This window comes from Salinibacterium sp. UTAS2018, from assembly GCF_004118935.1.
Lineage (GTDB): Bacteria > Actinomycetota > Actinomycetes > Actinomycetales > Microbacteriaceae > Rhodoglobus.
The window spans coordinates 367,878-381,775 of the sequence record NZ_CP035375.1 but is presented as its reverse complement, the minus strand read 5'-3'; the positions used below and the strand labels follow the sequence as shown (position 1 = coordinate 381,775).

Here is a 13,898-nt window from a genome sequence, read left to right as displayed (position 1 = left end):
CAGTTTCGATACCCCTTGGGGTATAGTTCAAGCATACCCCCTAGGGTATTTAGAAATGGTCAGTCAACGAAAGCAGAGTTATGTGCAGAGCAGTCACGTGTCGTACATGCGGCAAAACCACGTGGGCCGGATGCGGAGAACACATCCAGTCCGTCAAGCGCAGCGTGCCCGCATCAAATTGGTGCAACGGTAAGCACTCGCAGTCCGAGATCGACGCCGCAAAGTCCAGCCAAGGCGGCTTCTTCGCCCGCCTCTTCGGTCGTTAGGAGACCCTATGTGCGCCCAAGTCACGTGCCAGAAATGCCGTAAGCCCACCTGGGCAGGTTGCGGAGAACACATCGAGGATGCCCTCGCCGACGTCGCTGTGCGCGACCGTTGCAGCTGCTAAACCGCATCCACTGCTCACACGCAGCCACCGCTGACAACCCACCGTCGTCGGCGTCTTCCCTCCCCCGGACATAGCGAACACTCACTGGAGTAAACATGCTTCTCGAACGCATCTATGACACCGACCTCGCTCAGGCTAGCTACTTCATCGGTTGCCAAGCCAAAGGCGAAGCGATCGTTGTTGACCCCCGCCGCGACCTCGACGTTTATCTTGAGATCGCCGCCAAGAACGGGATGACCATCACGGCCGTCACCGAAACCCACATTCACGCCGACTACCTTTCCGGCACCCGCGAGCTTGCCGCTCGCACCGGCGCGGAGATTCTGGTGTCTGACGAAGGCGGCCCCGACTGGACCTACGGAAGCACCTTCGACGGTGCTGTACGTATGAAAGACGGCCACATCATTACCGTCGGCAACATCACGCTGAAGGCCGTCCACACTCCCGGGCACACTCCCGAGCACTTCTCCTTCTTGGTCACCGATGGCGCGCAGGCTGACGCTCCCGGTTTCATGCTCAGCGGAGACTTTGTCTTCGTCGGAGACCTCGGCCGCCCCGACCTTCTCGATGAAGCTGCCGGCGGCGTTGACACGCGTTTCGGCGGAGCGAAAGACATTTTCGCCAGCCTACGCGACCGCTTCCTTACCCTTCCCGACTATGTGCAAGTTTTGCCTGCCCACGGTGCCGGTAGCGCCTGCGGCAAAGCTCTCGGCGCCATTCCGACCACCACCGTCGGGTACGAACGCGCGTTTGCGTGGTGGAGCCACTATGTGGAAAACAACGACGAGCAAGGCTTTATCGATGAACTGCTCAACGGTCAGCCGGATGCTCACGCCTACTTTGGCCGCATGAAGGTGCAGAACCGACAGGGCCCGAACGTCATGGGCACCGTTACCCCGCTGCGCGAGTACACGACCGAGGAAGTCGCGACAGCGCTCGACGCCGACAGCGCGATCCTCATCGACACTCGCAACAATGCCGAAGTTCACCGTGGCACCGTGCCGCGCTCGCTCAACGTTCCCGGACCAGAGAAAGCAGCAAGCTACGGCGCTTGGGTCTACAACCCCGATACAGAAACACGCCCCGTCATCCTGCTGGCTGACGATCTTGAACACGCCGAAGAGTTGCGTGACCACCTCGTGCGCGTGGGCATCGACACTGTTTCGGGCTTCGTGACGACCTTCGATGGACTCACCCTCGTTGTGCCCGAACTTGTCGATCCTGCCACGCTCGAAGACGTTGATCGTGTGCTTCTGCTCGACGTGCGCAACAAAACCGAGTTCGCCGAGGGACACATCCCCGGTGCCGAGCAATTGAGCGGTGGCCGCGTCATGTGGGCACTCGACCAGCTCCCCCGCGAAGGAACCATCGTGACGTACTGCCAAAGCGGAGTGCGCAACAGCGTGGCCGCGAGTGCCCTGCGCCGTGCTGGCTACAATGTGGCTGAGCTGGATGGCTCGTACCTTGGTTGGCTCGCAACTCCTGGTGCAGTCCCCGCGGTCTAACGCGCTCTCATGGAACCTAATCTGATCATCGCGCTGGCCCTTGCCGTGCTCGTGGGAGTTTCCCTCGGCATGCTCGGCGGGGGCGGCTCGATCCTCACGGTGCCGATCCTCACCTACGTTGCCGGCTTTGAGCCGCAGCAGGCGATTTCGGCTTCGCTGTTTATTGTGGGCGTCACGAGCGCAGTGAGCGTTTTTCATCACGCTCGGGTCGGACGCGTGCGCTGGCGAACCGGATTGATTTTTGGTGTTTCAGGAATGGCGGGCGCTTTTGCCGGAGGTATTGTCGGTGGGTTCATCCCGGGCACGATTCTCATGGTTCTCTTCGCTGCCATGATGGTGGCTACGGCAACCGCCATGATCCGCGGCCGCAAGAAAGTACCCGCCGGTTCACTTCACGAGCCCGCGAAACTCCCCGTCGTCCGCATTATTCGTGACGGGTTCTTCGTCGGTATCGCCGCTGGGCTCGTTGGTGCCGGCGGCGGATTCCTTATCGTTCCCGCGCTCACCCTTCTTGGCGGGCTTCCGGTGGCGGTGGCGGTCGGCACCTCGCTGCTGGTCATCGCAATGCAGTCGTCCGCCGGCCTCGTCGCTCACCTCTTTACCGTCGACCTGCCCTGGCCGACGATCCTCGCGTTCACTGGTATCGCCGTTGCGGGATCGTTTGTGGGAGCCGCTCTCGCCGGGCGCATCCCCGAGACCGCCCTCCGCAAGGGCTTTGGAATCTTCGTACTCGTGATCGGCGCGTTCGTGCTCGTGCAAGAAATCCCACAATTGATCCCTCTCATGACAGGAGCGTGACCGTTGCCCACGACAGAACCAGCAACGGCAGCAGCAGCGCCAACGCCAAGCCCGCCGAAAGTGCCCACCGTGGGCTCCCTCGTTGAGGGCTACGACATTCCGGTGGTCAACGAGCGCGCTGTTCGCGTGGCGGCAGGCATTCTCTTTAGTGCCGGAGCCATCTCGATCACGCTTGCTGTCATCCAGCATTCGGCCGTTCCGCTTCGCCCTTTCGGCGTCTTTTTCATGATGGATATGCTCATTCGGGTCACCGTCGGTGATCGTTGGTCGCCGACCCTCGCACTGGGCCGTCTCATTGTTCGACGACAGCCGCCGAGCTGGGTAGGCGCCCCGCAGAAAGAGTTCGCTTGGTGGCTCGGATATGGCCTCGCCCTCCTCTCGTGTGCAGGAATGGGCGTGCTCGGCGCGCCACTCGAAGCCACACTGGCGCTGTGCGGTTTGTGCCTTTCCATGTTGTTCTTAGAAGCCGCTTTCGGTATTTGCGTTGGCTGTGCTCTTCAGCGCGTGCTCACCAAAACACCACCCCAATACTGCCCAGGCGATTCGTGCCGGGTTCCCGAATAACCACCTCCACACACCCCAACCACCCGTTTCACAAGGAGAAAAAATGTTCCGTCCCCTCGCCGCTCTCGCTGGCTCTCTCGTCGTGCTGGCATCGATCGCTGGATGCTCAGCCGCGGGTGATTCTGTTGAACTCAGCGCTGACACCATCCTCATCGACGTTCGCACCCCCGCGGAGTACGACGCCGGACACCTCGAGGGCGCTACGCTGCTCGACCTCAACGGTGGCGAATTTGCCACTGCGCTTCCGACTCTCGACCCCGAGGCCGAGTACGCCGTCTACTGCAAGTCGGGCAACCGCTCGGGCCAGGCCGTCGCCATGATGACCGAAGCGGGCTTCGAGAACGTCATTGACCTCGGATCGATTGGTCAAGCAGAAGCGTCCACGCAGATCGAGGTCGTGCAGTAGCGCAGGTCCCCTAACTCAAGCGGAAGCATGCAGACGCGGTCGTGAGCAATCGGCGACCGCGACTGCTCCGAACCATTGTGGTGAAAACAACACCCGCCTCCAGCACGCGCTACAGCGCCGACAACCGGTTCGATCGTGCCACCGCCGGCTTCACCCGCGTCGTTGTTCCGACCGCGCTGGGTGACGTTGTCGCCCACGTCGATCTGAATGCTGCAGCTCTGTCAGATTCAGCGACCCTCCTCCTGCACGGAGCAGCGGGCTCCTGGACAACCTGGCTCCCTCTCATTCGCGCTTCGCACCACGCCGGTAGCCCGCTGCAGAACGCTATCGCCCTCGATCTGCCCGGCTGGGGTGAGAGCGGCAACATCAGCGACACAGCAAGCGTCGAAGATATGGCGGATGCCGTAGCCCACGTAACCAAAACTCTCGGCTTTGCCCGCTGGAGCATTTTCGGCCACTCGCTGGGCGGACACCTCGCGCTCACGCTTGCGGCCCGCTACCCGGAGCGCACCGCGAAAGTGACCGCCATTTCGGCGACTGGGCCCGGCGCGCTGTCGGTGCTGCGGCATCCGGTTCGCAACTTCGGCACTCTTCCGCTCCTGGCCGGGATGCTCGGAGCAATGCGTTTTCTCAGTTCACTCGGGGCCGCTGGTAGCGCGTTCGTCCGCGGCCTTCACTGCCTACGGTTGCTCGGGCCGCTCAGCGCTCCCCTGTTCGCAAATCGTCGGCACCTTGACAACTCAGTGATCGATTCGCTGGCCTCTGAGATTCGCCCGTCGTCGTTCGTTCGTGGAGCCATTGCCGCTGCACAGTACGACGAAATGCAGTGGGAGCGCGTGCGATGCGCTGTCACGTTTGTGCGCGGCGAAAACGATGTTTTTGTGAGCACGACCGATGAGGCGTGGTTCGCTCGCATCATCCCGCATGCAGTTCAGCAGGTCGCTGCGGGTGCCGGCCACTTTGCCCACATTGAGTCGTTCGAATTACCCCACACCGTTCCCGGTGGCACCCCCGTCGCGGCCTAGCCTCGACTGATCACGGCGGACACCTTCGCGCCCCGCACGAAGCCCCATCCACGAAGCAAGGCAGCGATCGAGTATCCAGTAACGAGAAGAGCAGCGGGGCAGCTTCGTTAGACCTCGCGATTCGCTACCGTTGTCAGTACCTAGTTTTTCTGTAAACAGAGGCGGCACTGGTGCTCCAACTCAACAATATCTCCAAAGCTTTCGGCGGGCGAACAGCTCTCGACGGCGTGAGCTTCGGAGTGCGTGACGGCCGCATGACAGGCTTCGTCGGCGGCAATGGGGCCGGCAAAACCACCACGATGCGCATTCTGTTGGGGGTACTCGAGCGCGATTCCGGCGAGATCGCTCTCGACGGCGAACCCCTGGGTGCTCGGCAGCGTCGCCACTTTGGATACATGCCGGAGGAACGTGGTTTGTACCCCAAGATGAAGGTTCGCGAACAGTTGGTATACCTCGCTCGCTTACACGGGCTAACCAGCTTGGATGCCGGCCGCAATGCCGACAGTTTGATCGAAGAGCTGGGACTCGGCGAGCGTCGCGACTCGACGCTCGAGAGCTTGTCGCTCGGCAACCAGCAGCGGGCACAGATCGCCGCAGCGCTCGTTCACGACCCCCAGATTTTGGTGCTTGACGAACCGTTCTCGGGGCTCGACCCGCTCGCCGTCGACACCGTGGTCGACGTGCTCGAGCAGCGCGCAGCAAGTGGCGCGTCTGTACTGTTTTCCTCCCACCAGCTCGAGATTGTCGAGCGGCTGTGTGACGATCTCGTCATCATCTCCGAGGGCAGCATCCGAGCATCCGGAGAGCGGGAAGCCTTGCGGGAAGCGCACTCGGCCCCTCGATTCTCGATCACGAGCAACAGCGACCTCGACTGGTTAAGGACTGAACCCGATATCACTGTGGTCGAGTTGCAGGGCGGCCAGGCGGTCTTTGATGCGGCTGAACCGACCGCCGCTCAACGAGTGCTGCGGCGCGCCGTTGCCGAGGGCGACGTCAGCTCGTTTGCTCCCCAACGCGCTTCGCTCGCTCAAATCTTCCGAGAGGTTATCTAATGGAGTCAGCAACCGCGCCTCGCCAGTCTCCTCGTTTCGCACGGTCCGTCGCCCTCGTCGCTGAACGCGAAATCATGGCGCGGCTTCGCTCCAAGAGCTTCTTGATCACCACCGGCATCCTGTTCGCGTTCGTGCTCGGTGGGGTGATTGCCGGCGGCATCTTCTCTAAAAGTGTCGCGACTGTTCCCGTCGCCGTTGTTGACTCCGTTTCGTCCACGATCGAGAACATCAACGGTCTTGAGGTCACCACCGTCGATGATCGGCGCGAAGCAGAGAAGCTGGTGATTAGCGGTTCCGTGGATGCCGCCATCGTTCCCGCCGAAGAAGGCTCCCCTGTGCCCGTGACCATCATCGCCGTGGCTGAGGCGCCCTCGTCGCTCGTGCAGGTCTTCAGCATCAGGCCGGACGTGGTTATGCTCGACCCGAGCGAAGCAAGCGGGTCTCTTACCTACCTGATCGCTATCGGCTTCGGCATGATCTTCTTTGTCTCCGGGATGACATTCGGGCCAATGATTGCCCAGAGCGTGGTCGAAGAAAAACAGACTCGCATCGTCGAAATTCTGATGTCTGCCGTGCCCGTATCGGCGCTCATGGCGGGAAAGGTTATCGGAAACTCGATTCTCGCCTTTGCTCAAATCATCGCGATAGCGGGGCTGGCAGTCGCGGGGCTCGCGGTCACCGGGCAGACGGCGTTGCTGTCGCTTCTCAGCTCACCGCTGCTCTGGTTCGTCGCCTTCTTCATCGTCGGCTTCGTGTTGCTAGCCGCACTGTTTGCCGCGGTCGGGGCAATGGTGTCGCGTCAAGAGGATCTGGGTTCCGCAATGACGCCTGTGACGATGCTGATCATGCTCCCGTACTTCGCGATCATATTCTTCAACGACAACCCGGTCGCCCTCACCGTAATGTCATACATTCCGTTTTCTGCGCCGGTAGGGATGCCTATGCGACTCTTCCTGGGAACAGCAGAGTGGTGGGAACCACTGATCGCCCTCGTAATCCTGCTCGTTACCGCCGGGGGCGCGGTGCTCCTCGGCTCGCGCATCTACAACAACTCGCTGCTCAAGGTCGGCAGCCGAGTCAGCTGGTCTGAAGCCATCAAGGGTTAGGCGATGGTGCTCGCGCCTGCGGTTCGCCGGGCCTCGGAGCTCAGACTCTAGACCGCGGTGAGATGCTCGTTGTCAGCCGGCATCGCGAGCCGCTCATCCGGTTCCTCGCCGATGATCACACCGGAAAAGAGCATGGGGAGCCCGTGCCCGGTCCAAGCGGATGCCCGATCCATCAGTTGAGCGTGCACGTGGGGCTCGCTGGAGTCTCCCGAGTTTCCGCACGCGGCGATGACCTGCCCTGCGACGACGGAATCGCCAACTTTTGCAAGAGCAGAGTGCTGCTTCACATGAGCGATGAGCGCGTAAATACCGTCGCCGCTGCGGATGGTGATGTGGTTTCCGACGATGAGTCGTGGCCCACCGATCTCACGGATAGTGCCCTCGATCATCATGTACATGAAGCCAAGCACCGACGAGCGAGCCCGGTGGTCGCGCTGGGAATCGCTGGAACGCACCACGACTCCGTCGACCATGGCCCGCACAGGCTGGCCGAAAGCGGGGTACTCGTTGGGATAGCGCAGCACAATTCCTGTGTCGAAGGCTGGCCGATTACCTCCGAGCGGGTCGAAAACGAGATCGACCGCATGGGCCTGGCCATAGGCGCGAACGCCGTGGCTGGGCACACGTGTCGCGGGGCTGTTAAGCGCGAGCCAACGACCAACAACAGGTGAGGTTACGGTCACAGGCTCGTGCTGAGTCAACAGCTTTACGCCGGGTCGCAGCACAATGAGCACAAGAAGCATCCCGATGATGCCAAGCAACGGCAGCAGCTCGAACACCGATCGCACGACAACCGCGGAAATTACTTGCGCCCCAATGGTGCCGGCAAAGATCGTCACCACTGACACGTACAGGATGATCACGCGGGCACGGTAAATACTCGCAATCAAGCGCCTCATGCTGCAGCCACTCGAGAGACAACCACAAGACACTCGAGCACCACGAGGGTGTCGCGAAGCGCTCCCGGAAAACCGAATTCGGTCAGCGGGAGATTATCGATCTCAGCCACGCCTAGCTTTCGACGATCGGCTCGGGCGGAAGCTTGCGCACCTTCGCACGGCGACGACGACGGGCCGGGATCATGGCTCGCATTTCTTCGAGCTTGCCGAAGCACAACAGGCGGTCGTTCGCTTCGAGAACCGTGCTGCGGCGAGGGTTGGGCACAACATTGGAGCCGCGGTGCAGAGTGAGCACGGTGATGTCCTTCTCCCCGAGGCCGGATTCGCCGAGCTGCTTGCCCACAAAATCCGCGTCGCTTCCGACAACGATCTCAGCGACGCCATAACCGGTCGAGACACTGAGGCGCTGGCGGACATCAATCTCGGGGAACGCCACCTGATTGGCGATGTAGTCAATGATCGCGCCCGCGACATCCAGATCGGTGGCTCGCTCGATGCCTTCGAGGCCGGGCGATGAGTTCACCTCCATGACAAGGGGGCCGTCTTTGCCCTCAAGCATGTCGACACCGGCAACGCGCAAGCCCATGATCTGCGCTGCCTTGACGGCAGCACGGTGATACTCCGGCGTGAGCTCGACCGCTTCAACGTTGCCACCGCGGTGCACATTCGAGCGGAACTCGTCGCCCACCGCCACACGGCGCATGGCCGCAACCACGCGGTCACCCACCACAAGGGCGCGGATGTCGCGGCCTTTGCTCTCGGAGATGAAGCTCTGAATCAGCACGTTCTGCTTCGTCGAATGCAGCGTCTCGATAATCGCCTTCGCGACCTGAGTGTCCGGAGCGAGGATCACGCCGATGCCCTGGGTGCCTTCAAGTAGCTTGATCACGACCGGCGCACCGCCGACGCGTTCGATCGCCATCTCGACATCCGCTCGGTTGTGCACAAAGGTGGTCGCGGGCATCGCGATGTCGTGGCGCGAAAGAATCTGGGTGGCACGCAACTTGTCGCGCGAGTTCGTGATTCCGCTCGAGGTGTTAGGCGTGTAGACATCCATCTGCTCGAACTGACGCACCACGGCCGTGCCGAAGTAGGTGATCGAGTTGCCGATGCGAGGAAGGATGGCGTCGTAGTCCGAGAGCAGTTTGCCGCGGTATTGCAGATCTGGCTCTTCCCCCGTGAGGTCGATCGCGAAACGGAGCGTATTGAGCACCTTGACGGTGTGCCCGCGCTGCTCGGCGGCTGCGCGAAGCCGCAGCGTGGAATATGCATGCGGCGCACGGGAGAGGATCGCGAGTTTCATGGAACAACCTGTCAAGATATGGGGGTGATAGATCCCACCCATTCAAACACGGTTGCAGGCTGGCGTGAGTGGGTTTCCCTTCCCGATCTTGGCGTGCCGTGGATTAAAGCCAAACTCGACACAGGCGCACAGAGTTCTGCTCTGCACGCCGACGACATCGAAGAGTTCACTCACGCCGACGGCAGCGAGTGGGTTCGTTTTCGCGTGCGCCCGTGGCAGAAGTCTGGTAAAGATGATGCCGTCGTGGAGTGCGCAATTCATGATCGACGCGCGGTCCGCAGTTCGTCTGGTCATACGGAGGATCGCATCGTCGTGCTGATCGACGTCGTACTCTGTGGCCATACGGTGACCGCCGAAACGACTCTCACCAACCGCGATGAAATGGGCTTTCGGATGCTCGTGGGCCGCGAAGCGCTCAGTCAAGAGTTCCTGGTGGACTCCGGCAAGTCGTTTCTGGGCGGCCGACCGCCGCGCGTCACCCGCCGCCGCAACCAGGGACAGGGCTAACTTCGCCGCAATCCCCGGCGCATCGGCGCGCGCTCGCGTGTCCGCTCTCGCTCGCTAGAGCCGAAACTTGCCCACGATGCCGTCGGCAATCTTATTTCTGGCGCCTCGCACCGCTCGGTTGTTCGCACCCGACATCCGACGGTTAGTGAGCCCCTTCTTTGACTGCACAAAGTCGTCCTTTTCTTTCATATTCACCATGGTCGCCTCCGTTTCAGACTCATGGCTGTGCCGCTTATCGGTGTTGCGGTAACGAAAATAGATGGCGGAGTAAAAGACAAAACCGGAGAGCAAGAAGACGAGGCCGAGGCCTCCCGAGTCATCGTCTGACGAGCCGGCGGCGAGTAGCTGCCCACTTTCGGCCATCCACACTGCAACGTTTAGCATCAGATCCCCACCGCCACGAGTACGAGCCCAATGACGGTGCCGACAAGCTGCACGATCCCCGAGACGAGGAGCAACCTGCTCTGGTGAAGCGGAATGCTGCCCATCGTCTCTCCCGTGCGCGCATTGACCGCAACGTAGTGCAAGAACGTCTTGCCATTCGATTTTCGCTGCTGATAGCTATAGAGCCAGACGGGCAGATACGCCGATACCCAACGCTGACCGCGCACCTCCACTTGCTCTGATGACCACTGCACTCCACGGTCATAGAACGACAGAGTGTCATTTACCTTGTGACGAGTGATGTCCTCAGCTTGAGTGTGCGCGATGGGCGTGAGCTGGTCAAGGTTGCTGTCGCGACGCTCTGAGGTGAATCCGGCAAGGTAGTTGGAGTCGTACCGTACGGAGTTTTCAACATCGAACGGCATGATCGTGTTGATGATGTTGTTCGAGTTTTTTGACGTGTTCTGGTCGAGACGGTCACTCGACGACTCGACCGTGAGGTCGTTGACGTGAATGTCGAAGTCACGCTCCACGGCGTACACGTCGGCGTCGTAGCGTTGCTGATTCTTGTCGCCCACTTTGACGGTGTACGAACGCGTTTGATGCTCGCCGTGGCCAGACAACCGTGCGTGGGCATTGATGTCCACCACCATGTACGGCAGGTAGACGCCCATCACGTTTTCAGCATTGAACTCTGCCCTAAACGTCGGATGCGCGAAGAACTTACGCTTGCGGACAAAGTGGGCGATTTTCTCCACCGCCGTCGCTTTCTCTACTGAGAAAGGAAGAATCATGTCGGGCACAGCACCGTTGGGAACCTGCTGGTTCATCGAGAGAGTGCTTCGACACCAGTGGCAGCGGGCTTGCGTGCTCGTGTTGGTGTCGATCACGACCTCGGCGCCACACGCCGTGCACTTGAACGTCAGGATCTCCTCGGTAGACGGCACGATGTCGCTCGAGCCCGAACCAACAAGAATGCCTGTCAGCTTGCTGATGTCACCGTTGAGATTAAACGCATTGATCGCGTTGTCGGTAGACCACTCGAAGCGACAATATCCGCACCGCAGATGGCTAGTCGCGACGTTCAGCGAGATTTCTGTCGAGCCACAGCGCGCGCACTTTGCGAGCCCATCCTTAGCCCCGTCATCGGTATTGATGACACGCGGGGCATCTTCCGCTGTCGCGGGCGGCGGAGTTTCTGGTTCGACAGCATCCATCGACATCGCGGACTACAATCCGAGAACTTTGGCTTTAGCCGCTTCGTAGTCAGCTTCGGTGATCAAGCCTTGGTCGAGCATCGTCTTGAACTGCTGCAACTTTGCCATGGGGTCGTCCGCTGCGGGAGCCGCTGCGGCGGCGGGCGCCGCTGGCTGGGGTGGAGCTGCATTTGGCTGCTGGAACCCTCCGGCCGCGCCACCGGCAGCGTTCATTCCCATACCGAGGAAGGCCATGCCTGCGCCGCCTCCGCCGCTGCCTTCGTTTGAGCCGGCGGCTTCGAAACCACGGGCGGCAGCTTGCTGCATGAAGGCGTTACCGCGGGCACCGCCGAGAGCATCCGCCTTCTTAACATCGCTGAGCAGAGCGCGAGTGTCCTCGTCGTATTCGATGGACTGAAGCGCGACCTTCTCAATGGTGAGACCGCGGTCGGTCGTCCACTGGTACGCGTCATCGACAGCAGCACTCAACGATTGCGCAAATCCGATAGCGTCGCCCTGGATTTTGGCGATGCGGTTTCCCTTGCTGGGATCGTTTGTGTAATAGGAGAACGCTGCAGCGAGTGAACCGACCACTTCGTTGAACAGCTGGCTCGCAGCGTCATTGTCGAGGTCAGAGAAGTCGAAGACCTTCGGTGACGCGCCGAGATAGGTAAGGGGAACGAAGTTCTTCACCAGCAGGATCGGGTCGACAATTTTGAGCGAGTAGCTACCGCGGGTGATCGCACCGACCTGAGCATTGAGGTAGGCGTCATCCCAATAAATCTCGGATTGAGTGCCGAACTTATTATTGGGGATCTCTTTGAGGTTCACATAGAACGCGAGCTGCTGAGAACCAGGCTGCCCGCCGAACTTGAAGCGCTCCCACGACGTCTTCACCGTGGAGCTGATGATGCCATCGCCGGCAAAGAATGACTCGGCGTTCTGATCTTCCGACGTGAAAATGAAGCCGCCGGGCTCGCCCACGAAGCCGGTCAATTGGCCGTCTTGGAACGTGACGAGGCCGTACCCCTCGGGCACGACGATGCGGCTACCGTTCGTGATGATGTGCTCGGAGCCCTGAGTATTGGAGCCACGGCCAGCGTTGGTTCCCTGCGCGACCGCGGGAAAAATGGCCGCAGTAGGAGCAAGGTGAGCCGGCGGGGTGAGAAAGTCTTTCCACTGGTCGGCGAACGTTCCGCCGATTGCCCCTGCGAACGCCTTGATGAAACCCATGTGCATATCCCGTCGACTCGTTGTGCGGATCGAGCGCCGATAGAGATGGCTTCGTCAGTGCAGCGTGTTGCGCGGGGACGACAAAACATCGGCGAGCGACAATCTCCCAGCATGGTAGCCCGTCGGGCTACCTGGTGTCTCGTGTTCTGGCAATTGGTTCTGCATCTCTCTCACGCGGGTACCATCTCCTCATGCTTTCTCTCACTGCGCTCGTACTGCGGGTGGTGGCGCTCGCGTGACGCGCCGGCGTCGTACGATCGTGGCCGCGCTCGTGGCATCGGTGATACTCGTCGGCTGTGTCTTCGGCGCCATTGCCGCGGTGCAGTACGCCGCATTCGCGGCGACTTTTGTGCGCGCAGACGGCACTGTACTTGTTTTCCAAGGTGAACGATTCGAGTTCACCGGGGCCAACAACTACTACCTTGGGCACAAGCCGGAAAGCACGGTGGTGGCGCTGCTCGACGACGCAGATGAGGCGGGGCTCACCGTCATCCGCACCTGGGGCTTTCAAGACTATGGAGACACCGATGGCGCGGGAGTCGCCCCCGGCGATTTCGAGGGCATCTGGTATCAGTCGTGGGATGACACCGCCGGTGCCCCTGTCGTTAACACCGGCGCGACCGGGCTTGAGAAGCTCGATTTCGTGATCGCCGAAGCTGCTGCTCGCGACATTAAGCTGGTCATCCCCTTCACCAACAACTGGAACGCCTACGGTGGCATGGACCAATACGTTCAGTGGGCAGGACTCAACGAGCACTCCGCTTTCTACACTGATGAGCGCATTCGTAGCTGGTACAAAGAATGGGTTGCGACGCTGCTGAATCGCACCAACAGCATCACCGGAGTGCAGTACAAAGACGATCCCACCATCCTCGCGTGGGAACTAGCAAACGAACCCAGTTGCACTGGCTCGGGCACTCTTGCTGATGGAGAGTGCGACACCGCCACCATCACAGAATGGGCGGATGAGATGAGCCGTCATGTGAAATCCATCGACCGCATCCATCTCCTGGGCGTTGGTGACGAAGGTTTTTTCTGTGGAGATGAAGACACGTGGACGCTCACGCACGAGTTCGGGGCCTCAGGGCACGGAGCTGGCTTCGGCGAGAACTGCGGCAACGGGGTCGATACCGTCGCTCTGGCTTCATTGCGAAACATCGACGTCATGTCGATGCACCTCTACCCCGACCACTGGCAGACCTCCACCGACTGGGGCACGGGGTGGATTGAGAAACACGCAGAGGCAGCCGCCGCTATCGGTAAGCCGGTGTATCTCGGCGAGTTCGGTGTGATGGACGCCTCGACGCGCGCCGAAACTTACGCGACTTGGCTCGCGACAGTGCGCGACGCCGGCGTCGATGGAGCTCTGTTCTGGATGTTGGCGTCCGACCAGGAAGACGGAACACCGTATCCGGATTATGACGGCTTCACCGTCTACTGCCCTAGCGAGGCGTGCGCTGTGGTGGGCAACCACGCCGCGACGCTCGTCGGCGCACGCTGAGGCAGCACGAAGACAGCGGCCACAGTGAGGT

15 protein-coding genes are annotated in these 13,898 nt (G+C 60.9%); 10 read left to right on the top strand and 5 right to left on the bottom strand.

Annotation, left to right across the window (positions count from 1 at the left end):
* Positions 1–80 precede the first annotated feature (80 nt).
* The 8 genes from ESZ53_RS14435 to ESZ53_RS01770 all read left to right on the top strand — a co-directional run bounded on the left by ESZ53_RS14435 (position 81) and on the right by ESZ53_RS01770 (position 6,844).
* Positions 81–266, top strand: coding sequence for a hypothetical protein (locus ESZ53_RS14435; RefSeq protein ID WP_129071270.1), 186 nt, complete (start codon positions 81–83; stop codon positions 264–266).
* Between the two features lie 217 nt (positions 267–483).
* Positions 484–1,893, top strand: coding sequence for a rhodanese-like domain-containing protein (locus ESZ53_RS01800; RefSeq protein WP_129071269.1), 1,410 nt, complete (start codon positions 484–486; stop codon positions 1,891–1,893).
* 9 nt (positions 1,894–1,902) lie between these two features.
* The gene (locus ESZ53_RS01795) at positions 1,903–2,691 is read left to right on the top strand and encodes a sulfite exporter TauE/SafE family protein (RefSeq protein ID WP_129071268.1); all 789 of its coding nucleotides are present in this window, start codon (positions 1,903–1,905) and stop codon (positions 2,689–2,691) included.
* A 3-nt stretch (positions 2,692–2,694) separates the two neighbouring features.
* Positions 2,695–3,255: a DUF4395 domain-containing protein gene (locus tag ESZ53_RS01790; protein ID WP_168187171.1), complete on the top strand. Its 561-nt coding sequence runs from the start codon at positions 2,695–2,697 to the stop codon at positions 3,253–3,255.
* A 43-nt stretch (positions 3,256–3,298) separates the two neighbouring features.
* Entirely contained in the window at positions 3,299–3,661 is a 363-nt protein-coding gene (locus ESZ53_RS01785) for a rhodanese-like domain-containing protein (protein WP_129071267.1), read from the top strand.
* Positions 3,662–3,741: 80 nt separating this feature from the next.
* The gene (locus ESZ53_RS01780) at positions 3,742–4,686 is read left to right on the top strand and encodes an alpha/beta fold hydrolase (protein WP_129071266.1); all 945 of its coding nucleotides are present in this window, start codon (positions 3,742–3,744) and stop codon (positions 4,684–4,686) included.
* 170 nt (positions 4,687–4,856) lie between these two features.
* Entirely contained in the window at positions 4,857–5,738 is an 882-nt protein-coding gene (locus tag ESZ53_RS01775; protein ID WP_129071265.1) for an ABC transporter ATP-binding protein, read from the top strand.
* Positions 5,738–6,844, top strand: a complete 1,107-nt coding sequence (locus tag ESZ53_RS01770; RefSeq protein ID WP_129071264.1) for an ABC transporter permease — start codon at positions 5,738–5,740, stop codon at positions 6,842–6,844. The genes ESZ53_RS01775 and ESZ53_RS01770 overlap by 1 nt, the downstream gene beginning before the upstream one ends.
* 47 nt (positions 6,845–6,891) lie before the next feature.
* Here ESZ53_RS01770 and ESZ53_RS01765 read toward each other — a convergent pair whose 3' ends face one another.
* Together ESZ53_RS01765 and ESZ53_RS01760 are read right to left on the bottom strand one after the other, a co-directional pair.
* Positions 6,892–7,743, bottom strand: a complete 852-nt coding sequence (locus ESZ53_RS01765; protein WP_129071263.1) for a M23 family metallopeptidase — start codon at positions 7,741–7,743, stop codon at positions 6,892–6,894.
* Between the two features lie 112 nt (positions 7,744–7,855).
* Positions 7,856–9,046, bottom strand: coding sequence for a RimK family alpha-L-glutamate ligase (locus tag ESZ53_RS01760; protein WP_129071262.1), 1,191 nt, complete (start codon positions 9,044–9,046; stop codon positions 7,856–7,858).
* 18 nt (positions 9,047–9,064) lie between these two features.
* On the opposite strand from ESZ53_RS01760, the gene ESZ53_RS01755 reads away from it, so the two are divergent.
* Complete coding sequence (locus tag ESZ53_RS01755; protein WP_129071261.1) at positions 9,065–9,553, top strand: RimK/LysX family protein; 489 nt, start codon at positions 9,065–9,067, stop codon at positions 9,551–9,553.
* Positions 9,554–9,607: 54 nt separating this feature from the next.
* Here ESZ53_RS01755 and ESZ53_RS01750 read toward each other — a convergent pair whose 3' ends face one another.
* The 3 genes from ESZ53_RS01750 to ESZ53_RS01740 are packed head-to-tail and all read right to left on the bottom strand — an operon-like array spanning position 9,608 to position 12,366.
* Entirely contained in the window at positions 9,608–9,937 is a 330-nt protein-coding gene (locus tag ESZ53_RS01750) for a growth/differentiation factor (RefSeq protein ID WP_129071260.1), read from the bottom strand.
* Positions 9,937–11,160 carry a TFIIB-type zinc ribbon-containing protein gene (locus ESZ53_RS01745; RefSeq protein WP_246837352.1) on the bottom strand — a complete coding sequence of 408 codons (1,224 nt, stop codon included), beginning with the start codon at positions 11,158–11,160 and terminating at the stop codon, positions 9,937–9,939. The genes ESZ53_RS01750 and ESZ53_RS01745 overlap by 1 nt, the downstream gene beginning before the upstream one ends.
* Positions 11,161–11,166: 6 nt before the next feature.
* Positions 11,167–12,366, bottom strand: a complete 1,200-nt coding sequence (locus tag ESZ53_RS01740; protein ID WP_129071259.1) for an SHOCT domain-containing protein — start codon at positions 12,364–12,366, stop codon at positions 11,167–11,169.
* 235 nt (positions 12,367–12,601) lie between these two features.
* On the opposite strand from ESZ53_RS01740, the gene ESZ53_RS01735 reads away from it, so the two are divergent.
* The gene (locus ESZ53_RS01735; protein WP_168187170.1) at positions 12,602–13,867 is read left to right on the top strand and encodes a cellulase family glycosylhydrolase; all 1,266 of its coding nucleotides are present in this window, start codon (positions 12,602–12,604) and stop codon (positions 13,865–13,867) included.
* Positions 13,868–13,898: the final 31 nt, after the last annotated feature.